Source organism: Streptomyces sp. NPDC004542, from assembly GCF_040610035.1.
Taxonomy (GTDB): domain Bacteria; phylum Actinomycetota; class Actinomycetes; order Streptomycetales; family Streptomycetaceae; genus Streptomyces.
This window is the reverse complement of the sequence record NZ_JBEXLP010000014.1, coordinates 22,941-42,823: the sequence shown is the minus strand read 5'-3', so window position 1 is coordinate 42,823 and position 19,883 is coordinate 22,941. Positions and strand designations below refer to the sequence as shown.

General features: G+C 72.5%; 15 protein-coding genes and 1 pseudogene. 5 read left to right on the top strand and 11 right to left on the bottom strand.

The features are described 5' to 3' along the window. Position 1: 1 nt before the first annotated feature. Complete coding sequence (locus ABZX30_RS11185; RefSeq protein ID WP_355931664.1) at positions 2 to 1,639, bottom strand: ABC transporter substrate-binding protein; 1,638 nt, start codon at positions 1,637 to 1,639, stop codon at positions 2 to 4. Between the two features lie 278 nt (positions 1,640 to 1,917). Here ABZX30_RS11185 and recO point away from each other — a divergent pair, with 278 nt between their 5' ends. Further along, on the top strand, positions 1,918 to 2,667 hold the full coding sequence (gene recO / locus ABZX30_RS11180; protein WP_355931661.1) for a DNA repair protein RecO: 750 nt from the start codon (positions 1,918 to 1,920) through the stop codon (positions 2,665 to 2,667). A gap of 27 nt (positions 2,668 to 2,694) precedes the next feature. Beyond that, positions 2,695 to 3,546 carry an isoprenyl transferase gene (locus tag ABZX30_RS11175; RefSeq protein ID WP_355931659.1) on the top strand — a complete coding sequence of 284 codons (852 nt, stop codon included), beginning with the start codon at positions 2,695 to 2,697 and terminating at the stop codon, positions 3,544 to 3,546. A gap of 709 nt (positions 3,547 to 4,255) precedes the next feature. On the opposite strand, the gene ABZX30_RS11170 is transcribed toward ABZX30_RS11175, so the two are convergent. The 4 genes from ABZX30_RS11170 to ABZX30_RS11155 form a co-directional block, all read right to left on the bottom strand. Then, positions 4,256 to 4,666 (bottom strand): transcriptional repressor, encoded by a 411-nt coding sequence (locus ABZX30_RS11170; RefSeq protein WP_355931657.1) that lies wholly within the window; start codon positions 4,664 to 4,666, stop codon positions 4,256 to 4,258. 147 nt (positions 4,667 to 4,813) lie between these two features. Beyond that, positions 4,814 to 5,716, bottom strand: coding sequence for a metal ABC transporter permease (locus ABZX30_RS11165; protein ID WP_355931655.1), 903 nt, complete (start codon positions 5,714 to 5,716; stop codon positions 4,814 to 4,816). After that, complete coding sequence (locus tag ABZX30_RS11160) at positions 5,716 to 6,516, bottom strand: metal ABC transporter ATP-binding protein (RefSeq protein ID WP_355931653.1); 801 nt, start codon at positions 6,514 to 6,516, stop codon at positions 5,716 to 5,718. The genes ABZX30_RS11165 and ABZX30_RS11160 overlap by 1 nt, the downstream gene beginning before the upstream one ends. A gap of 20 nt (positions 6,517 to 6,536) precedes the next feature. Further along, positions 6,537 to 7,493: a metal ABC transporter substrate-binding protein gene (locus ABZX30_RS11155; RefSeq protein WP_355931651.1), complete on the bottom strand. Its 957-nt coding sequence runs from the start codon at positions 7,491 to 7,493 to the stop codon at positions 6,537 to 6,539. A gap of 149 nt (positions 7,494 to 7,642) precedes the next feature. On the opposite strand from ABZX30_RS11155, the gene ABZX30_RS11150 reads away from it, so the two are divergent. Beyond that, positions 7,643 to 9,025: a glycine--tRNA ligase gene (locus ABZX30_RS11150; protein WP_355931650.1), complete on the top strand. Its 1,383-nt coding sequence runs from the start codon at positions 7,643 to 7,645 to the stop codon at positions 9,023 to 9,025. 168 nt (positions 9,026 to 9,193) lie between these two features. On the opposite strand, the gene ABZX30_RS11145 is transcribed toward ABZX30_RS11150, so the two are convergent. From ABZX30_RS11145 to ABZX30_RS11135, 3 genes and pseudogenes are all read right to left on the bottom strand, one after another. Further along, on the bottom strand, positions 9,194 to 9,403 hold the full coding sequence (locus ABZX30_RS11145; protein WP_355931648.1) for a hypothetical protein: 210 nt from the start codon (positions 9,401 to 9,403) through the stop codon (positions 9,194 to 9,196). 91 nt (positions 9,404 to 9,494) lie between these two features. Next, positions 9,495 to 10,340, bottom strand: a pseudogene (locus tag ABZX30_RS11140) (MFS transporter); the annotation flags it as partial. 12 nt (positions 10,341 to 10,352) lie between these two features. Further along, on the bottom strand, positions 10,353 to 11,795 hold the full coding sequence (locus tag ABZX30_RS11135) for an MFS transporter (protein ID WP_355931645.1): 1,443 nt from the start codon (positions 11,793 to 11,795) through the stop codon (positions 10,353 to 10,355). An 82-nt stretch (positions 11,796 to 11,877) separates the two neighbouring features. Between ABZX30_RS11135 and dusB the strand changes: the two genes are divergently transcribed. Next, a complete protein-coding gene (gene dusB / locus ABZX30_RS11130; protein ID WP_355931642.1) occupies positions 11,878 to 13,065 on the top strand; it encodes a tRNA dihydrouridine synthase DusB in 1,188 nt (395 codons plus the stop codon). 44 nt (positions 13,066 to 13,109) lie between these two features. Then, positions 13,110 to 13,637, top strand: a complete 528-nt coding sequence (locus tag ABZX30_RS11125) for a hypothetical protein (protein ID WP_355931641.1) — start codon at positions 13,110 to 13,112, stop codon at positions 13,635 to 13,637. Between the two features lie 23 nt (positions 13,638 to 13,660). Here ABZX30_RS11125 and ABZX30_RS11120 read toward each other — a convergent pair whose 3' ends face one another. The 3 genes from ABZX30_RS11120 to ABZX30_RS11110 form a co-directional block, all read right to left on the bottom strand. Further along, a complete protein-coding gene (locus tag ABZX30_RS11120; RefSeq protein ID WP_355931820.1) occupies positions 13,661 to 15,337 on the bottom strand; it encodes a sulfatase-like hydrolase/transferase in 1,677 nt (558 codons plus the stop codon). Positions 15,338 to 16,477: 1,140 nt separating this feature from the next. Continuing rightward, positions 16,478 to 18,415: a glycogen debranching N-terminal domain-containing protein gene (locus ABZX30_RS11115; protein ID WP_355931638.1), complete on the bottom strand. Its 1,938-nt coding sequence runs from the start codon at positions 18,413 to 18,415 to the stop codon at positions 16,478 to 16,480. Then, the gene (locus tag ABZX30_RS11110; protein ID WP_355931636.1) at positions 18,412 to 19,860 is read right to left on the bottom strand and encodes a hypothetical protein; all 1,449 of its coding nucleotides are present in this window, start codon (positions 19,858 to 19,860) and stop codon (positions 18,412 to 18,414) included. The genes ABZX30_RS11115 and ABZX30_RS11110 overlap by 4 nt, the downstream gene beginning before the upstream one ends. Between the last annotated feature and the right edge of the window lie 23 nt (positions 19,861 to 19,883).

The following is a 19,883-nucleotide window of genomic DNA, read 5'->3' as shown; positions in this document are numbered from 1 at the left end:
GTCAGGCCCACTTGGCCTGGAGCAGGTTGACCCCCGGGTACGGCTGGGCCCTTGTCCCGGTCAGTTTCCGCGGGTCCCAGGCCGTCATCAGCTCGTTGTGGACGACCGGGTAGAGCACGGCCTGCTCGGCGACGACGTCGATGTAGTCCTGGATCATCGCCTTCTTCTTCTCCGGGTCCGGCTCCCGGGTCGCCCGGTCCATGTCCTGGAAGAGCCGCTTGGCTACGGGGTCGTCGGCCCACCGGGTGTACCGCATCCACAGATTCTCGGGGCCGTGGTTGTAGCGCATGATCAGGTCCGCGTCGAGGCCGAACTGGTTCGGGTTCGAGGCCGCGGCCACGACCTGGTAGTCCTGCTTCTGGTCCAGCTTGGTGAAGACGGCGGTGGTCTCCTGCGGGGACAGGGTGGTCTCGACGCCGATCGCGTCCCACGAGGCCTTGACGGTCGGCAGGCAGTCCACGATCCAGCTGACGTTGACGGCGAGCACGTCCACCTTCAGACCTCTCACGCCGGCGGCCTTCAGCAGCGCCTTCGCCCGGTCGGGGTCGTGGTCGTAGACGGTCTTCGCCCGCCGGTAGGCCGGGTTGCCCTCGTCGAGGAAGGACGAGGACGGCTTCCCGTGTCCCTTCAGGGCCACCTCCACGATCTTGCCGGTGTCGATGGCGTAGTGGAGCGCCTGGCGTACCCGCACGTCGTCGAAGGGCTTGTGCCGGGTGTTGAACATCAGGAACAGGTTGTTCATCCCGGCCCCGCCCGCGACCGACAGCCCGCCCTGCCTCAGGCTCGCGATGTTCGCGTACGGGATGTTGTCGGCGATCTGCGCGCCCGCGCTCGCCCCGGAGATCTTCGCCACCCGGGATGCCGCGTCCACGATCGTCAGCCAGTTCATCCTCTTGAACGCCGGTCTGCGCGGCCCGTTGTAGCCGTCGAACGCCTCGAAGGTCGTGTTGGACTTCGGGTGGTGCGCGGTCTGCCGGTACGGCCCCGAGCCGATCGCCTTGCCCCTGACCGCCTCGTCCCAGGCGCCGGGCCGGGAGAACACGTGCTTCGGCATGATCTTGGCCAAGGTGAGCCGGGAGACGCCCTCCGGGAACGGGAACCGCAGCACGAGCTCCACGGTCCGCGCGTCGACCTTCCGGACCTCCTTCAGCCAGCTCGCGAAGAACCCCTTGGCGAGGGTCTGCGTCCCCGGGTCCAGGATCCGGTCGAAGACGAAGACGACGTCGTCGGCGGTGACCGGCTTCCCGTCGTGGAAGGTCGCCCCCGCCCGCAGCGTGAACCTCCAGGACGTGCTGTCCGGGTTCCCGGGCACCTCGGTGGCGAGCGCCGGGTACGGCTCGCGCGTGATGGGGTCCGTGTCCAGCAGCCCCTCGTAGATGTGGTTGTTGGCGGCCATGGCGAACGCGGACGCCGTCTGCGTCGGGTCCCAGCTGCCGTCGTTGCCGTAGCCGATCACCGCGGTCAGCGTGCGGTCGGCGCCGCCCCCGCCGCCGGTGTCGTTCGTCGACTCCGGACCGGACGAGCAGGACGTCAGCGCCGCCGACGAGGCGGCGAGGGCGGCGGCCGCGCCCAGCGCGCCGGTGTACTTCAGGAACGACCGGCGGTGCACCGCCGGCATGTCGTGGGTCACGTCGCGCACGGGTCCTCCAGCGGGGGAGATACGACGTCCTACGTCCGGTCGGTCAGCGTGACCATATGAGGGCCCGCGGGGGCGGTCAAGGGAGCACACACGAATGGCGTAGCCGCCAGAGGTCGGACCAATGGCGCCCGGGAGTACGGGAGTTGACGCAGGCAGGCGAGGAGGGGGCGCGGGGAAGAGGCTCGGACGGCCACGTTCCACCGGGTGCTGGGGGTCACACCGAGGGGATGCTTCCCGGCCCCGGCCCCGCCCGGTCGCCGTGAGGGAGAATGAACCCCATGAGTCTGTTCCGTGACGACGGCGTCGTGCTGCGCACCCAGAAGCTGGGTGAGGCGGACCGCATCATCACGTTGCTCACGCGGGGGCACGGGCGGGTGCGGGCGGTGGCCCGTGGGGTGCGGCGGACCAAGTCGAAGTTCGGGGCGCGGCTCGAGCCCTTCTCACACGTGGACGTGCAGTTCTTCGCGCGGGGAAGTGAACTGGTGGGCCGCGGGCTGCCGCTGTGCACGCAGAGTGAGACCATCGCGCCCTACGGCGGCGGGATCGTCAGCGACTACGCCCGCTACACCGCCGGGACGGCCATGCTGGAGACCGCCGAGCGGTTCACCGACCACGAGGGCGAGCCGGCCGTGCAGCAGTACCTGCTGCTCGTCGGTGCCCTGCGGACGCTGGCCCGTGGCGAGCACGCGCCGCACCTCGTGCTCGACGCCTTCCTGCTGCGTTCGCTCGCCGTCAACGGGTACGCCCCGAGCTTCGGCGACTGCGCGAAGTGCGGGATGCCCGGGCCGAACCGGTTCTTCTCGGTGGCCTCGGGTGGTTCCCTGTGCGTGGACTGCCGGGTGCCCGGCAGTGTCGTACCGTCGCCGGCGACCCTCGAACTGCTCGGTGCACTCCTTACGGGAGACTGGGAGACCGCGGACGCGTGCGAGCCGCGGTACGTCCGGGAGGGCAGCGGGCTGGTGTCCGCCTACCTGCACTGGCATATGGAGCGCGGGCTGCGCTCCCTTCGGTACGTGGAAAAGTCCTAGCAGCAAGCACGAGGAGACGAGAAGCACATGGTCGTACGCGGGATCCTGGGGCGCCAGCGCCGCGAGTACAGGACGCCCGAGCCCCACCCGTCCGGCGCTCGCGCGCCCAAGCTCCCCGGTGAGCTCGTCCCGAACCATGTGGCGATCGTCATGGACGGCAACGGCCGCTGGGCCAAGGAGCGCGGGCTGCCGAGGACGGAGGGGCACAAGGTCGGGGCCGAGCGCGTGCTGGACGTGCTCCAGGGCGCGATCGAGGTCGGCGTGGGCAGCATCTCCCTGTACGCCTTCTCCACCGAGAACTGGAAGCGCTCGCCGGACGAGGTCCGCTTCCTGATGAACTTCAACCGCGACTTCATCCGCAAGACCCGCGACCAGCTCGACGCGCTGGGCATCCGGGTGCGCTGGGTGGGGCGGATGCCCAAGCTGTGGAAGTCGGTCGCCAAGGAGCTTCAGATCGCGCAGGAGCAGACCAAGGACAACGACCGGCTCACCCTGTACTTCTGCATGAACTACGGCGGCCGGGCCGAACTCGCGGACGCGGCGAAGGCACTGGCGGAGGACGTCAGGGCGGGCCGCCTCGACCCGGACAAGGTCAGCGAGAAGACCATCCAGAAGTACCTCTACTACCCGGACATGCCGGACGTGGACCTGTTCCTGCGGCCCAGCGGTGAGCAGCGCACCTCCAACTACCTGCTCTGGCAGAGCGCGTACGCCGAGATGGTGTTCCAGGACGTGCTGTGGCCGGACTTCGACCGCCGCGACCTGTGGCGCGCGTGCGTCGAGTTCGCCTCCCGCGACCGGCGCTTCGGCGGCGCCGTGCCGAACGAGCAACTGCTCGCCATGGAAAGGGACATGAGGGGGCGGCCGGCCACCTCGTAGCCACCGGGGGTTCACGCGTGTCGCCGACGGTCCGGCCATGAAGCGTGTCACCCCCGTCCTCGCCCTGTGCGCCCTGCTGGTCGCCGCCCTGCCCGCGCGGGCCGCCGGCCGGCAGCCCGCGCGCCACGACAGTGACGGCACCAAGGCGCCGTACGCCCCCCGGCAGAACCCGCGTACGTACCAGCAGCCGCCGGCCGGGTTCACCCCCGTCCTCACGGAGACCGTCTCCCGGCACGGTTCCCGCTCCGCCACCGGCTGCGAGGACGGCGACCTGATCCTGCGGGACGGCACCAGCGACCGCGGGGCCGAGTTCCGCTTCACCCACGCCGAGGAGATCGTCCCGCTCGCCGCGCTGATGGGCCTGCCCGGCAGCACGCGGCCCGCGACGCCCGCGCAGCCGTACACCTACGCCGACAACCCCTGGCGGGGCGCGGAGGTGGCCCCGCTGGGCGCCAACATCCAGTGGGACGTGTTCCGCGGCAAGGGCGGACGGTACCTGGTCCGCCGCTTCGGGCGGGAACAGTGGACGACCCGGGCACTGGACCTCGCCGAGGCCCACGGGCGCCCGGATCCGGCCGACCGGCCGGAGCGGAACGCGTGGCTCCGGGCGGGGGCGGCCGCCGGCGCGCCGGACACGGCGGACCAGGGCACCAGCCGGCCGGGGGAGAGGGCTGAGAGCCCGCGGGGAGCCGTCAGAAGGACCCGTGGCTCACTTCGCGGCGCACTCCGCGCAGGTGCCGAAGATCTCCACCGTGTGCGCCACGTTCACGAAGCCGTGCTCGGCCGCGATGGCGTCCGCCCACTTCTCGACCGCGGGGCCCTCGACCTCGACGGCCTTGCCGCAGACGCGGCAGACGAGGTGGTGGTGGTGTTCGCCGGTGGAGCAGCGGCGGTAGACGGACTCGCCGTCGGAGGTGCGCAGGACGTCGACCTCGCCGGCGTCGGCGAGGGACTGGAGGGTGCGGTAGACCGTGGTCAGACCGACCGAGTCGCCCTTGTGCTTGAGCATGTCGTGGAGTTCCTGAGCGCTGCGGAACTCGTCGACCTCGTCGAGGGCTGCCGCCACGGCGGCGCGCTGCCGGGTGGCGCGGCCCTTCACGGGCGGTCCAGCGGTCGTCACCGGTTCCTCCTTCTGTCGGCTCGTTCGCCCGCGGGGCGCTGGGTGCCGGTGCCGGGGGACCACGACCGTGCTCAGCCCTTCGGCTCGTCCGCGCTGCACGGTTCGCACCCGACCCGCGGCCATTGTGCCAGCCCGGCCTGTGCGCGGTCAGACGCCGAGCTCGTCGGCGGCGTCCCTGGCGACCGGGATCGCGTACGGTGCCGGGTCTGCGGAGTCCCGCGCGGCGGCGGCCGCCCGGGCGCGGCGGCGGGCCAGGGGAGTGGCGAGGGCGGTCAGGGCGACGAACGCCGCGATGGTCAGCAGCACGATCGTCGCGCCGGGCGGGACGTCCTGGTAGTACGAGGTGACGGTGCCGCCGATGGTCACGCTCACGCCGATCGCGACGGCGATCGCGAAGGTGGCGGCGAAGCTCCGGGTGAGCTGCTGCGCGGCGGCGACCGGGACCACCATCAGCGCGGAGACCAGGATCAGGCCGACCACCCGCATGGCGACGGTGACCGTGACGGCCGCGGTGACCGCCGTGAGCAGGTTCAGGGCGCGGACCGGAAGCCCGGTGACCCGGGCGAACTCCTCGTCCTGGCTGACCGCGAACAGCTGGCGGCGCAGCCCCAGGGTCACCAGGACCACGAAGGCGGCGAGCAGCGAGACGGCGGTCACGTCCGACGGGGAGACCGTCGACAGGGAGCCGAAGAGGTACGAGTTCAGGTTGGCGTTGGAGCCGCCGGGCGCGAGGTTGACGAACATCACGCCGCCGGCCATGCCGCCGTAGAAGAGCATGGCGAGGGCGATGTCACCGCGGGTCTTGCCGTACCAGCGGATCAGCTCCATCAGCACCGAGCCGAGCGCGGAGACGGCGGTCGCCATCCACACCGGCGAGGTGTTCAGCAGGAAGCCGAGGCCGACGCCGGTCATCGCCACGTGCCCGATGCCGTCGCCCATGAGGGGCTGGCGGCGCTGGACCAGGTAGATGCCGATCGCGGGGGCGGTGACGCCGACGAGGACGGCGGCGAGCAGCGCCCGCTGCATGAAGGCGTAGTCGAGGAGTTCCATCAGATCGGCAGTCCCGTGCGGTGGGGGTGGGTGGCCGTGGGCCCGTGCGGATCGGAGCAGTGGTGCGACGCGCCTCCGCCGAGGGCGGTGCCGGGTGGGGGGTGGGCGGGGTCGTGGCCGGTGGTGCGCGGGGGCGGGCCGTCGTGGGTGACGCGGCCGTCGCGCAGCACGACCGCCCGGTCGATCAGGGGCTCGAGGGGGCCCAGTTCGTGCAGGACGAGCAGCACGGTCGTACCGGCCCCGACCTGCTCGCGCAGGGTCCGCGCGAGCACCTCCTGACTGTCCAGGTCGACGCCGGCCATCGGCTCGTCCATGATCAGCAGCTCGGGTTCGGCGACCAGGGCACGGGCGATCAGTACCCGCTGGTGCTGGCCGCCGGAGAGGGCGTCGACGGAGTCCCCCGCCCGCTCCGCCATGCCGACCAGTTCCAGGGCGCGCCGCACGGCCTCGTGGTCGGCCCTGCGGAAGAGACCGAAGCGGGTGCGGGACAGGCGGCCCGAGGAGACGATCTCGGTGACGGTGGCCGGGACGCCGCCGGCGGCCGTGGTGCGCTGCGGTACGTAGCCCACCCGCGCCCAGTCGCGGAAGCCGCGGCGCGGGGCGCCGAACAGTTCGATCTCGCCGGCGCTCACCGGCACCTGGCCGATGAGCGTGCGGATCGCGGTCGACTTGCCGGATCCGTTCGCGCCGAGCAGCGCGACGACCTCGCCGCGGCGCACGGTGAGGTCGATGCCGCGCAGCACCGGGCGGGAGCCCAGCTCGGCGCGTACCCCGCGCAGACGTATGACGGGCTCGGTCATGGCGTCGTCCTCCATGGCTGTCACGGGGTCCCCAGGGCCTTCCGCAGGGCCTCGAGGTTGGACTCCTGGACCGAGAAGTAGTCCGTGCCGCGGCTCTTGGACGTGATGCCCTCGATCGGGTCGAGGACGTCCGTCCTCAGCCCGGTGTCGGCGGCGATGGTCTTCGCGGTCCTGTCGCTGACGAGCGTTTCGTAGAACACGGTGCTGACACCGTCGGCCTTCGCCATCCGCTCGAGGTTCCTGACCCGGGCGGCGCTGGGCTCGGACTCGGGGTCGAGGCCGTTGATGGCCTCCTCGGTCAGGCCGTAGCGCTCGGCGAGGTAGCCGAAGGCGGCGTGGGTGGTGACGAAGACCTTGGTCCTGGTGTCCGCCAGCCCTTCCCTGAACCGCCTGTCGAGGTCGTCGAGCTTCTCGACCAGGGCCGCGGTGTTCTTCCGGTAGTCGGCCGCGTGGCCGGGGTCGGCCTTCTCGAAGGCCTTGCCGACGCCCTCGGCGACCTGGGCGTAGCGCACCGGGTCGAGCCAGATGTGGGGGTCGAGACCGGCCGGTTCCCCGCTCGCGGAGGAGTCGTGCTCGGCCGCGTGGCCCCCGACCTCGTTGCCGTGCTTCTCCAGCGAGGTCAGGGAGGCGGCGTCGATCTTGGTCTTGATCCCGGACTGGGCGACCGCGTCGTCGACGGCGGGCTGGAGGTTCTTGAGGTAGAGCACCGCGTCGGACTCCTGGAGCCGCGCGGTCTGCCGGGCGCTGATCTCCAGGTCGTGCGGTTCCTGGCCGGGCCGGGTGAGACTGGTGACGTGGACGTGGCTCCCGCCGATCCGCTCGGCGAGGAAGGCCATCGGGTAGAACGACGCGACGACGTCGAACCTGCCCGTGGTGCCCGCGGCGGTCGTGGCGGAGCAGGCGGAGAGGGTGGCGAGACCGAGGGCGGTGGCCGCGGCCGTCGCCACCGCGGGTATGCGGCGTCGTCGAACGTTCATGGAAGTCATTTTCAACAAATATGGAAACCGTTGTCAACAACGGTTCGAGGGCCCACCGATTTGGTCGAGGGGGAGCCCACGCCGGTACGCTGAAGCATTCGCTGGAAGCAACTCGCTTCGTCGCCCGTCGTCGTAATGAAGAGAGCACCGTGGCCGCCGACAAGATCGACACCATCGTCAGCCTGAGCAAGCGCCGTGGCTTCGTTTTCCCGTGCAGTGAGATCTACGGCGGACAGCGTGCCGCCTGGGACTACGGACCGCTGGGTGTCGAGCTCAAGGAGAACATCAAGCGCCAGTGGTGGCGCTACATGGTGACGTCGCGCGAGGACGTGGTCGGCATCGACTCGTCCGTCATCCTGGCCCCCGAGGTCTGGGTCGCCTCCGGCCACGTCGCCACGTTCACCGACCCGCTGACCGAGTGCACCTCGTGTCACAAGCGGTTCCGCGCCGACCACCTGGAAGAGGCGTACGAGGAGAAGAAGGGCCACGCCCCGGCGAACGGCCTGGCCGACATCAACTGCCCGAACTGCGGCAACAAGGGCCAGTTCACCGAGCCCAAGCAGTTCTCCGGCCTTCTCTCCACCCACCTCGGCCCGACCCAGGACTCCGGCTCCGTCGCCTACCTGCGCCCGGAGACCGCGCAGGGCATCTTCACCAACTTCGCCCAGGTGCAGACCACCTCGCGCCGCAAGCCGCCGTTCGGCATCGCGCAGATGGGCAAGTCCTTCCGCAACGAGATCACGCCTGGCAACTTCATCTTCCGCACCCGCGAGTTCGAGCAGATGGAGATGGAGTTCTTCGTCAAGCCGGGCGAGGACGAGAAGTGGCAGGAGTACTGGATGGAGCAGCGCTGGAACTGGTACACGGGCCTCGGCCTGCGCACCGAGAACATGCGCTGGTACGAGCACCCGAAGGAGAAGCTCTCCCACTACTCCAAGCGCACCGCCGACATCGAGTACCGCTTCCAGTTCGGCGGCAGCGAGTGGGGCGAGCTCGAGGGTGTCGCCAACCGCACCGACTACGACCTCGGCGCCCACGCCAAGGCCTCCGGCCAGGACCTCTCCTACTTCGACCAGGAGGCCGGCGAGCGCTGGACGCCGTACGTCATCGAGCCCGCGGCCGGTGTCGGCCGTACGATGCTGGCCTTCCTCCTCGACGCCTACGTCGAGGACGAGGCGCCCAACGCCAAGGGCAAGATGGAGAAGCGCACGGTCCTGCGCCTGGACTACCGCCTGGCCCCGGTGAAGGTCGCGGTGCTCCCGCTGTCCCGCAACCCGGAGCTGTCGCCGAAGGCCAAGGGCCTCGCCCAGGCGCTGCGCCAGCACTGGAACATCGAGTTCGACGACGCCGGCGCCATCGGCCGCCGCTACCGCCGCCAGGACGAGATCGGCACGCCGTACTGCGTCACCGTCGACTTCGACACCCTCGAGGACAACGCGGTCACCGTCCGCGAGCGTGACTCGATGAAGCAGGAGCGTGTGTCGCTCGACCAGATCGAGGGCTACCTCGCGAGCCGCCTGATCGGCTGCTGACGGTCCGTCTCCACCGGTGCCGGGTCCCTCCGGGGGCCCGGCACCGCTGCGTTCACGGAGATGCGGAGGGCCGGCTGACCCGGATCGTCGAGGCGGGCGCCGGCGGCGCCGGACCCGCTGCCGCGCGGTCTGAGGCGCGGTCAGCCGCCGGCCGGTGCGCCGGGCCGCTCACGCCGCCGCGGTCGGGTCCACCGTCGCCTGGTGCGCCTCGGCCAGGTGCTCCGCGGCCCTCGCCCAGGACAGGAACGGCGCCGCCCTCCGCCAGCCGCAGGTCTCACACCTGACCGTGCGCCGCACGCCCGTGCGCAGCGCCCTGACGACGTACCGCCGGCCGTGCCGGTCCCAGCGGCTGACCTCGTCCGTGCTGTCCCGAGCCATGTGCCCTCCCCGTGCCCGCACCCGCGTTCCCCGACGTTCTACGTCAACAGCGTTCCCCCGGAGACGACTTCACCGAGCTGTGGTTCATCTCTCACCCCACCGTCCGCGGCAGCCGCAGGCTGAGCAGCCCCGTCAGGACCACCCCGGCCAGCTGCACCAGGAGCGCCGTCACCAGGGCGTCGCGCATGCCGTGGGCGGGGACGAGGGAGAGGAAGAGGGTGCCCAGGGTGGCGACGCCGAGGGCGAGGGCGGACTGCTGGGTGGTGACCATCACGCCGCCGCCGACACCGGCCCGGGCGGGCGGCACCTCGGAGAGCACGACCCGCATGACGACGGGCAGTTGCAGCGCCTGGCCCGCGCCGGCGACCGCCGCGCCGGGCAGCAGCCCGACGAAGCCCAGGTCCGGCCAGTCCCGCCGGACGGCCAGCACGATCAGCGCCAGGCCGACCCCCTGGACGAGCGCCCCCGCGGTGACGACGCGCGTGCCGTGGCGGGCCACCAGGCGCGGCCCGGCGAGCGAGACGAGGAGGAACGTCACCGCCATCGGGGCCAGCGCGAGGCCCGCCGGGACCGGACCGAGGCCCGCGCCGCGCTGCAGGGCCACCGCGATGACGAACATGAACCCGCTGAAGCCGATGGAGAACGGCAGCATCAGCACCAGCCCCCGGCGCAGCGACGTCAGCGCGAACAGGCTCGGCGGCACCAGGGGCGTACGGCCCTGCCGGTCCGCCCGCCGCTCCACCGCGTAGAACGCCGAGACGACCCCCGGGAACGCCGCCAGCGACAGCCACGTCCACACCGGCCAGCCCGCCGCCCGGCCCTCGGTGAGGGGGGCGAGCAGCGTGAGCAGGGAGAGCGCGAGCAGGACCGTGCCGGGGCCGTCGACCGGCTCGGGCCGCTGGGAGCGGGTCTCCGGGACGGCACGGGCGGCCAGCACTCGGCCTCACTGTCAGCCGACGCCCGCTGCTTCGCGGACCTCGTTGGACTGAAGCTGCCGGGCGGTGTGCTCGGCGGTGCGGCGGGCCCAGCGGCCGCTGGTGAGGGCGCCGAAAACGAGGACGGCGAGCCCGCAGGCGGTGAGGATCCACCAGGCCGGCCGGGCCGCGGCCACGAACGTGGTGCGGTACGGCGCCGAGCCGACCCCGGACGCCAGCACCGCGCCGATCACGGCGACCCCCAGGGTCTGCCCGAGCTGCCTGCTGGTGGAGGCGACGGCCGCGGCGACCCCGGCCTGCGCCCGCGGCATCCCGGACACCGCCGTGTTGGTGATCGGCGCGTTCACGAACCCGAACCCGATGCCGAACAGCACGTACCCGAGGACCAGCGTGGCGTCCGACGTCTCCGCCTCGAACGCGGCGAACAGCACCCCGCTCGCGGTCATGGCGGTCCCGGCGATCAGCAGCGGCAGCCGCGGTCCCCGCGAGCCGACCAGCCGTCCGGAGAGCGGCGCGCACAGGAACGTCGGCGCGGCCAGGGGCAGCATCCACAGGCCGGCGTGCAGGGCGTCCAGCCCGCGCACGTTCTGCAGGTACAGCGTCGACAGGAACAGGAAGCCGCCCAGCGTCGCGAAGGCGCTGATGGCGATCACCGTGGCCCCGCTGAACGGCGCGGACCGGAAGAAGCGCAGGTCGATGAGGGGTTCGGCGCGCCGGGGCTCGTACCACAGCAGCCCGAGGAGGGCACCGAAGGCGATCAGCGCGAACGGCAGCACCGTGCCGGTGCCCGAGTCCGGCGCCTCGATGATCGCGTACGTCAGGGAGCCGAACAGGGCGATCACCAGCAGCTGCCCGACCGGGTCGGGCCGGCGGGCCTTGGGCGCGCGGGACTCGGCGACGAAGCGCAGGGTGAGCAGGACCGCGACCAGGCCGACCGGGAGGTTGACCCAGAAGATCGAGCGCCAGCCGACCGACTCCACCAGCAGGCCGCCGACCAGCGGGCCCGCGGCCATGGATATGCCGACGACCGCACCCCACACGCCGATCGCGCGGGCGCGCTCGCGCGGGTCGGTGAAGGTGTTGGTGATGATCGACATGGCGACCGGGTTGAGCATCGAGCCGCCGACCGCCTGGATCATGCGGAAGACGACCAGCGCTTCGAGGCTGGGCGCGAGGGAGCACAGCAGCGACCCGGCCGCGAACACGGTCAGGCCGGTCACGAAGACCTTCTTGCGGCCGATCCGGTCGGCCGTGGAACCCGCCAGCATCAGCAGCGAGGCCAGCACCAGGGTGTAGGCGTCGATCGTCCACTGCAGGCCGGAGGTGGTGGCGTGCAGGTCGCGCTGCATGGACGGCAGGGCCACGTTCAGGGCGGTGACGTCGAGGCTGACGATCAGCAGGCTCATGCAGCAGATCGCGAGCACGAGCAGACGTCGGCGAGGGCTCAGCTCGGGCATGCGTTCCATCGTACGCCAGTTTCGATAGTGCGTCTAACTAATGAGTGCTACATGATCATTGCCGATGGGTGACAATGGGGCAATGCCCACGCCCACGACGCCCCTGCGGATCGGCCCGCACACCGTCCAGCCGCCCGTCGTCCTCGCCCCCATGGCGGGTATCACCAACGCGCCCTTCCGCACGATGTGCCGGAACTTCGCCGAAGGCGGAACCTTCGCCGGAGGCGAAGCGAAGGACGCAGCCTCCGGCGGCAAGGGCCTGTTCGTGAGCGAGATGATCACGACCCGGGCGCTGGTCGAGCGCAACGAGAAGACCATGCAGCTGATCCACTTCGACGCGACCGAGAAGCCGCGCTCGATCCAGCTGTACGGCGTCGACCCGGCGACCGTCGGCAAGGCCGTCCGCATGATCGCGGAAGAGGACCTCGCCGACCACATCGACCTCAACTTCGGCTGCCCGGTGCCGAAGGTGACCAGGAAGGGCGGCGGCTCGGCCCTCCCGTACAAGCGCAACCTGCTGCGCGCCATCCTGCGCGAGGCCGTCAGCGGCGCCGGGGACCTGCCGGTCACCATGAAGATGCGCAAGGGCATCGACGACGACCACATCACCTACCTCGACGCCGGACGCATCGCCGTCGAGGAGGGCGTCACCGCCATCGCCCTGCACGGCCGCACGGCCGCCCAGCACTACGGCGGCACCGCGGACTGGGACGCCATCGCCCGTCTGAAGGAGCACGTCCCGGAGATCCCCGTGCTCGGCAACGGCGACATCTGGTCCGCCGAGGACGCGCTGCGGATGGTCCGGGAGACCGGCTGCGACGGCGTGGTCGTGGGACGCGGCTGCCTGGGCCGCCCATGGCTCTTCGCGGACCTGGTGGCGGCCTTCGAGGGCCGTACGGAGGCCGTCGCGCGCCCCGCCCTCCGGGAGGTCGCCGACGTCATGGTCCGCCACGCCACCCTGCTCGGCGAGTGGATCGGCGACGAGTCCAGGGGCGTCGTCGACTTCCGCAAGCACGTCGCCTGGTACCTGAAGGGATTCGCGGTCGGCTCCGAGATGCGCAGGCGCCTCGCCGTCACCTCCTCCCTGGCGGAACTCCGCTCCGGCCTGGACGAGCTGGACCTCGACCAGCCGTGGCCCGCCGGCGCGGACGGCCCCCGCGGCCGCACGTCCGGCAACAACCGGGTGGTCCTGCCGGACGGCTGGCTGAAGGACCCGTACGACTGCGCGGGCGTGAGCGAGGACGCGGAGCTGGACACCTCCGGCGGCTGATGCGGTCTCGACACCGGCAGCGGGCCGCGCCGACACTGATCGGCGTGGCGGACAGCGCGTTATGGGTCGCGGCCCTCACCGGCGGCACGGCGGTGCTCGCGAGCTGGGTGACCAACCTCGGCAGCGTGCGGGCGGCCAGGACGCAGGCCGAGGCGTCGGCGCGGGCCCAGCACCGGCAACGGGTGCGCGAGGGACGGCGCGCCGCGTACCTGGAACTGATGGAGCGGGCCCATGTCATGGGCGAGCTGTACCGGCGGGTCGTGGACGCGCGCTTCCAGCTCGGCGAGGGCGAGGAATTCCTGACGCGCGTCCAGGAGCTGCGGGGGGCGGTGCGCGAGGCGTACGACCCGCTCATGCGCGGGGTCCGCGCGATCGCGCTGGAGGGTCCCGCCGAGGCGGCCGGGGCGGCGCAGACCGTGCTGGCCGCCGCGACGGAGGTCAGCCGGTCCCTGTGGCACGTCTCCCTCGGGGAGGACGGCGCGCGCGCCCGCTTCGACGCGGCCAGGGAGGAGTACCTGAACTCCCTGGAACGGTTCGCCGAAGCGGGGCGCGCGGCGATGGAGGGCTACTGAGAGCGGTCGGTCCTTCCGGTCGGTCAGCCCTTCTTCGGGTGCGGGGTCGAGCCGTACGCCGTCAGGAACCTGTCCCGGAACGAGCTCATCTTCCACACCGGGGCGTCGTGCGCGGGGCGCAGGCCGTCCGTCCAGTTCCAGTCGGCGATCTTGTCCAGGACCTTCGGGTCCTTGGCGACGATGGCGACCGGGACGTCACGGCTGGCGTGGTTGCCGCTGACCCGGGCGATGGGCTGGTGATCGCCCAGGAAGACCAGGACGGTGTCGTCGTCGCCGTAGCGCTCCAGCCACTCGGTGAGGGCGGTCACCGAGTACTGGACCGACTTGCCGTACTCCTGACGGGACTTGGTGGTGTCCGCGATGACGTCGGCCGACTTGTTGCCCGCCGCCTCGATGCCCTTGAAGACCGAGCCGTCGCCCAACTGGTCCCAGCCGACCATCTTCGGGATCGGCGCCCAGGGCTGGTGGCTGGAGGTCAGGATGAGCAGCGACATCCGCGACTTGCCGGCGGTGGGCTTCTTGCTGTGCACCCGCTCCTGGTACTGCTGGAGCGCGTACTGGTCGGGCATGGTCGACCAGCTGAACTTCGGGCCCTTGTAGCCCAGCCGGAAGGCGTTGTAGACCTTGTCGAGGCCGTACCACTTCTGCTCCGGCCAGCCCTTCTGCACGCCCGGCATCACGCCGACCGTGTCGAACGCGCCGGTCTTCTTGAAGGCGTCGGTGAGGCTCATGTGGTCGCTGGCCATGACGGTGCGGTAGCGCTGCTGGTTGCTGATCCACAGGCCCGACATGGTGGTGGAGTGGCCGAGCCAGCTGCTGCCGCCGTAGGTCGCCGAGGTCAGCCAGCCGCTCTTGGCGTGGAAGCCCGCCTTGGCCAGGGCCTTGGTGCGGGCGTCGAGCGTCGCGTCGACGCCGGGTGCCTCGATCGGGTCCTCGATGGCGCTGCGGCCGTAGCTCTCGATGAACGTGAAGATCATGTCCTTGCCGCGCAGGTCGGGCACCAGCTGGCTGCCCGGCGTGTCACCGAAGGCGTCGACCTTGGCGACCTTCTGGAACTCCGCCTCGTCGCGCAGGGTGTCCGCGACGTTGCGCGCCTCGATCTTCAGGGCTGAGGCGGTGCGGTCGGAGGCGATCGGCACGCCGGATATCTGGAGGCCGAGGGAGGAGCAGGTGATCCAGGCGACGCCGGCGATCAGCGTGCCCCGGGTGGCCGCGCCGGTGTTCCGGGCGAGCAGGTTGCCCAGCCGGACCGTGGACAGGGCCAGCAGCAGGAACAGCAGCAGCACGAGGAGGACGACGCCGATGGTGGCGGCGAGCGTGACCGTCCTGCCGAGGGAGTCGTTCAGGTACGACTGCGCGTCGCTGAGCAGAGTCCAGTCCAGGATGGGGTTGAAGGTCCGGCCGAGGTACTGCTTGAACCCCATGTCGAGGAAGTTCAGTACGGTCACCGCACCGAGCGCGACGCCGGAGACGGCCGCCAGCGCGATCCGGGGACGGCGGGGCAGCGCCAGCATCACGGCGGCCCCGATGATCGCCTCCGCCGGTATCCGCGCGAACTTCACCGGCCTGAGCCCGACCACGGTGTTCGGCAGCAGCAGCGCGCCGACCACCAGCACGGCGGCCAGCACGGTCACGGTCACCGACAGCACGGTGGCAGCCGTCGGATGCGCCGCCCGCCACGCCTCCCGCCGCCGACGCAACCGCTCCCGCCCACGGCGCACGGGACGATGAACGACGGGCGCCTCGCCGACGGCCTCGGGGGCGCCGGTCTCGGTCGAGTCGGCTGTGGTGTTGTCTGCCTCGGGGGTGGTCGCGGGAGGGGCCACGGTGCGCGCGGCTTCCGGACCGGGCGCTGCGGGAGCGGGTGCCTCGCCGGCGGTTCCGGCGGTGCCGGTCTCGGTCGAGTCGGCTGTGGTGTTGTCTGCCGCGGGGGTGGTCGCGGGGGTGGTCGCGGTGCGCGCGGCTTCCGGACCGGGCGCTGCGGGAGCGGCCGCCTCGGGAGCGGCCGCCTCGGGGGTGTCCTCCGGCGGGGTGGCCGGGGTGGTGGATGCCTCGAGGGCGTCGGCCTCGGTGGTGTCGGTCTTGGGCGCGTCGGCCTCGGGGGTGTTCGCCTCGGCGGCAGGGGCCCCGTGGGTGTGGGCCTTGGGCCCGGCCGGCTTGGGGGTCTTCTTCGGGGTGGCCCGGGCGGTGGTGGCCTCGGGTGTGGCTTGCGGGCCGGGTGCCTTGACGGCGGCTTCGGGAGCGGTTGTCTTCGAGGTGGCCGGGGAGGCCGTGGCCTCGGGGGTGTCCTTCGGGGCGGCGGACCGCCGGCCGGCGGGCTTGTTCGAGGCTGCCGGGGCGGGGGCCTCGGGAGTGCCTGCTCCGGGGGCGGTGTCCGCGTCGGCGGTGCCGGCCGACGCCCGGTGGGGCGCCGCTTCCGCCTCGACGGGGGTACCGCCCTCGGTCTCGGCCCCGGGTTGCTCGGATCCCGGCCGGGCGGTGGCGCCGTCCGTTTCCGGTGACTGGCGAATGCTCGTGTGCTGAGGCAACCCGGAGGTCCTTCCGTGCGCGACCCGTGAACGGCGGCGGCCCACGCGGGGAGGCACGGGCCGGCCGCCATCCCGTACGGTCCGCCTCCGGCGGCTGTTCAGGGCCCCCGGCAAACACCCGGCAAACGGCTCGCCAACACTCCGCCGGACGGGCCCGCCGCCCCGGACCCCAGGGACCATTCCCGTCTGCCGCGCGACGCCCTGCACGCTCCCCCAGCGGGGGGTGCCCCCACTCGCCGCACCGGGCACACCCCCAGGTACGTCCCGTACGCGGCCGCCCTCCGGGCGACGACGGGAAGGGTCAGGCAGGCTCTAGGCGCCCCCGACCGCGGTGAGCAGGGCCAGCGGTGCCGCCGCCGAGCGGGATTCGCGGACGCACGCGTGCGGGTAGGGCACGGGCTCGGCGTGGGTGTCGCGGCCGTATCCCGCGAGGACCTCCGGCAGCCGGTGGCCGGTGGCCGTCGCCGCGTCGACCAGGGCGTGGGCGACCGTGCGGGCCTCGTCGTGCAGACCGTAGCGGGCCAGCCCCAGGGTGAGCAGCGCGTTGTCGTGCGGCCAGACCGAACCGCGGTGGTAGGACAGGGGGTGGTACGCCGGTTGCCCGGCCGCCAGCGTGCGCACGCCCCAGCCCGAGAAGAAGTCCGGTTCCAGGAGCCTGCGGCCGACCACCTCCCCGTACTCCTTGTCCAGCAGCCCCGACCACAGCAGGTGCCCCGCGTCCGAGGCCAGCGCGTCGACCTGGCGGCCCTCCCCGTCCAGCGCGAGCGCCGGGAAGGAGCGCTCCCGCATCCAGAAGTCCCGCTGGAAGCGGTCCCGCAGGTCGGCGGCGGCCTGTTCCAGCAGGGCCGCGTACGTCCCGTCGCCCCATACCGTGCGCGCCACCCACGCCGTGCGGCGCAGCGCGTCGTAGGCGTAGCCCTGGGCCCCCGCCGCCACCACCGGCCCGTGCGGGCGGGTGCCGTCGGCCGAGCAGATGGCGCCGGGGGAGTCCTTCCAGTTCTGGTTGGCGAGGCCGCCGCGGTCGGCGCGGTAGACCAGGTAGCCGCGCGAGGTGAGCCCGCCGTGGTCGAGCATCCAGTTGATCGCCGCGCGGGCATGCGGTTCCAGACGGCGGGCGAGGGCCGTGTCCCCGGTCTGTTCGACGTACGCGCCGAGCAGGACCAGGAACAGCGGGGTGGCGTCGACCGAGCCGTAGTACCGCCCGTACGGCACCTGCCCGAAGTGCGCCAGCTCGCCGTGCCGCACCTCGTGCACGATCTTGCCGGGCTGGGCGACCGAGGCCGGGACGCTCCGGGTCGCCTGGGTGGCGGCGAGCGCGGGGAGCGTCGCGGCGGCCAGGCGGGGGCGGTACGGGAGGGCGAACAGCGACGTCAGCAGGGCGTCGCGGCCGAGGAGCGTGAGGAACCAGGGCGCGCCCGCCGCCGGCACGCGCAGTTCCTCCCCGTCCGGTCCGGTCGCCGGGACCTGGAGCGAGGCGAGGTCGGTCAGGCCCCGGGCGCAGGCCGCCGCCAGCTCCGGCCAGCCGGTCGGGAAGGCCACGCCCTCCACGAACTGCCCCTCGAGGGCGAGCAGGTGCTCGTTCACCGAGGCGGGGGAGCGCGGCACCCTCAGCGCCCGTTTCTCGCCGTGCGGCCGGGCGATCACGCGCAGCACCAGCTCGGCCGTGCCGTGCGGTTCGAGCTCGAGGGTCCACACGAGCCGGCGGGCTCCCGTGCCGGTCTCCTCCACGCCGTCGGGGGCGGGGTCGGCCGTGATGGTCGTACAGGACCGCCACTCGCCCCGGCGGTAGGTGAACTCCAGGCCGTCGTCCAGCACCTGGCGCGAGCGCACGGCGCCGGTCTTGGCGTAGGTGCGGTGGTCGGAGCGCAGCTCGAACTGGTCGGTGAAGTCGGCGTCGGCGGTGATGGCCAGGCGGACCGTGGTGGGCGCCGGGCGGTTGCTGGTCACCCGCAGTAACTCCACGAACGAGCTGTCACCGACCGCCTGTTCACGGAACAGGGTGTGCGCGGGCGGCTCCTGCCGGCCGCCGCGCGGGACCAGGACGCAGCGCGCCCCGTCGCCGTCCGCGACCGGCGTGAGCACCTCGGGCACCGCGCCGTCCACGGTGAGCTGCCAGCGGCTGAGGTGCCGGGCGTCACGGACGAACAAGCCGTCCGGCGAGCCGCCGCCCCGGACGCCGCTGATGTCGCCCCGGTCGCCCACGGCGGCGAAGGTCGCGCCGTGCACGAGCAGATGATGCCGGTCCGTCATCCCCGTTCCCCTCCCTTGTCACTCCTGTCGGACGTGCCGAGGCCCGCGGGGGACACACCGTGCCCGGGGGACTCGTGAAGCAGGTCGAGCGTGAGCGCGGCGGTCCAGCCGAAGCCGAGCGCGCCGCAGGCCTCGCCGGTGTACGGGTCGACGTACTCGGCGAACCCGGTCGCCCCGGCGGTGTGCAGGAGCGCCTCGCGCAGCGCGTCGGCCCGTTCCCGCGCGCCGTGCGCGCGCAGCCCCCGCTCCACCAGCCAGCCGGTGTTGAACCAGGCCGGGCCGCGCCAGTAGCGGTGCGGGTCGAAGGCCTCGCCGAGCAGGTCGTAGCTGGGCACCAGACGGGTGCTGTCGCCCAGGCCGAAGTGCGGGCCGGTGAGCGTACCGACCAGGGCGGTGGCGATCTCGCGGGGCAGGCCGGGCAGGAGGAGCGGGACGAGGCCGGACACGCCGCGCTCGGGAATGGGGCCGCCGCCCCGTACGTCACGGCAGAAGAACATGGACTCGGCCGGGTTCCACAGCCGCTCCACCAGCGCCGCCGTCAGGCGCCGCGCACGCGCGTGCCGGGCCGTGCCGGTCGCGCCGAGTTCCTCCGCGATCCGGGCCAGGGCGTGCTCGGAGGCGATGAGCAGGGCGTTGAAGGCCGGGTCCTCCACCGCGAACGCTCCGGCGCCGTCGGCATAGCCCCCGTCCCGGTAGTCCGTCGCCAGCCGCACGTACCGCCCGTAGTCGAGGTCCGTCGGCCGGTCGTCCGCCGCGCCGTGGTCGAGGTCGGCGCGGCGGAAGGTGCGGGCCGGCGCCGGGGTGACGCGGGAGAGCGGGACGTCCCAGCAGGGGCTGTTGTCCATGCCCTGCTCCCAGGGGTGCACGACGGACGCCAGTCCGCCGCCGCCCAGGTCCCGCCGGTGCAGCAGATAGCGGTGCCAGGCGGCCAGTCGCGGGTACATCCGGGCCAGGAAGCCCCGGGCCCGCGACAGCCCCGGGTCGGCGGCGTGCACCAGCCAGGCCGCCAGCGCGTGCACCGGTGGCTGCACGATGCCGGAGGTCTGTACGGTGCGCGGGGCGCCCGCAGCGCGCCCCGCGGTCGAGGAGCGCCAGAAGTCGGGGCTCGGGAAGTACGCGTCGAGCGGTACGGAGGGGTTGAAGACGATGTGCGGGACACGCCCGTCGCCCCACTGGGCGGCCAGCAGTGTTTCCAGTTCCGTCTGGGCCCGTAACGGCGAGATGTGCCGCAGGCCGATCGCGATGAACGCGGAGTCCCAGGACCACTGGTGCGGGTACAGGCTGCGGGAGGGGACCGTGGACGTGCCCGTCCAGTTGCCCTCCAGCACGCGCGCGGCGCTGACGTGCAGCGACCCGGCCGACCCGGCCGACCCGGCTGGGGGCGGCGGATCGTATGCGATCGCGTGCTCGGTGCGGTGGGCGGTGAGCTGGGCAGTGCGATCCACTCGGGCTCCCCGAAAACACGTCC

Bases quoted from the DNA above. Each gene is read 5' to 3' on its own strand.
- ABZX30_RS11145 (WP_355931648.1), bottom strand. From the start codon at position 9,403: ATGGCTCGGGACAGCACGGACGAGGTCAGCCGCTGGGACCGGCACGGC.
- ABZX30_RS11135 (WP_355931645.1), bottom strand. From the start codon at position 11,795: ATGCCCGAGCTGAGCCCTCGCCGACGTCTGCTCGTGCTCGCGATCTGC.
- ABZX30_RS11175 (WP_355931659.1), top strand. From the start codon at position 2,695: ATGGTCGTACGCGGGATCCTGGGGCGCCAGCGCCGCGAGTACAGGACG.
- ABZX30_RS11165 (WP_355931655.1), bottom strand. From the start codon at position 5,716: ATGGAACTCCTCGACTACGCCTTCATGCAGCGGGCGCTGCTCGCCGCC.
- dusB (WP_355931642.1), top strand. From the start codon at position 11,878: ATGCCCACGCCCACGACGCCCCTGCGGATCGGCCCGCACACCGTCCAG.
- ABZX30_RS11160 (WP_355931653.1), bottom strand. From the start codon at position 6,516: ATGACCGAGCCCGTCATACGTCTGCGCGGGGTACGCGCCGAGCTGGGC.
- recO (WP_355931661.1), top strand. From the start codon at position 1,918: ATGAGTCTGTTCCGTGACGACGGCGTCGTGCTGCGCACCCAGAAGCTG.
- ABZX30_RS11155 (WP_355931651.1), bottom strand. From the start codon at position 7,493: ATGAACGTTCGACGACGCCGCATACCCGCGGTGGCGACGGCCGCGGCC.
- ABZX30_RS11115 (WP_355931638.1), bottom strand. From the start codon at position 18,415: ATGACGGACCGGCATCATCTGCTCGTGCACGGCGCGACCTTCGCCGCC.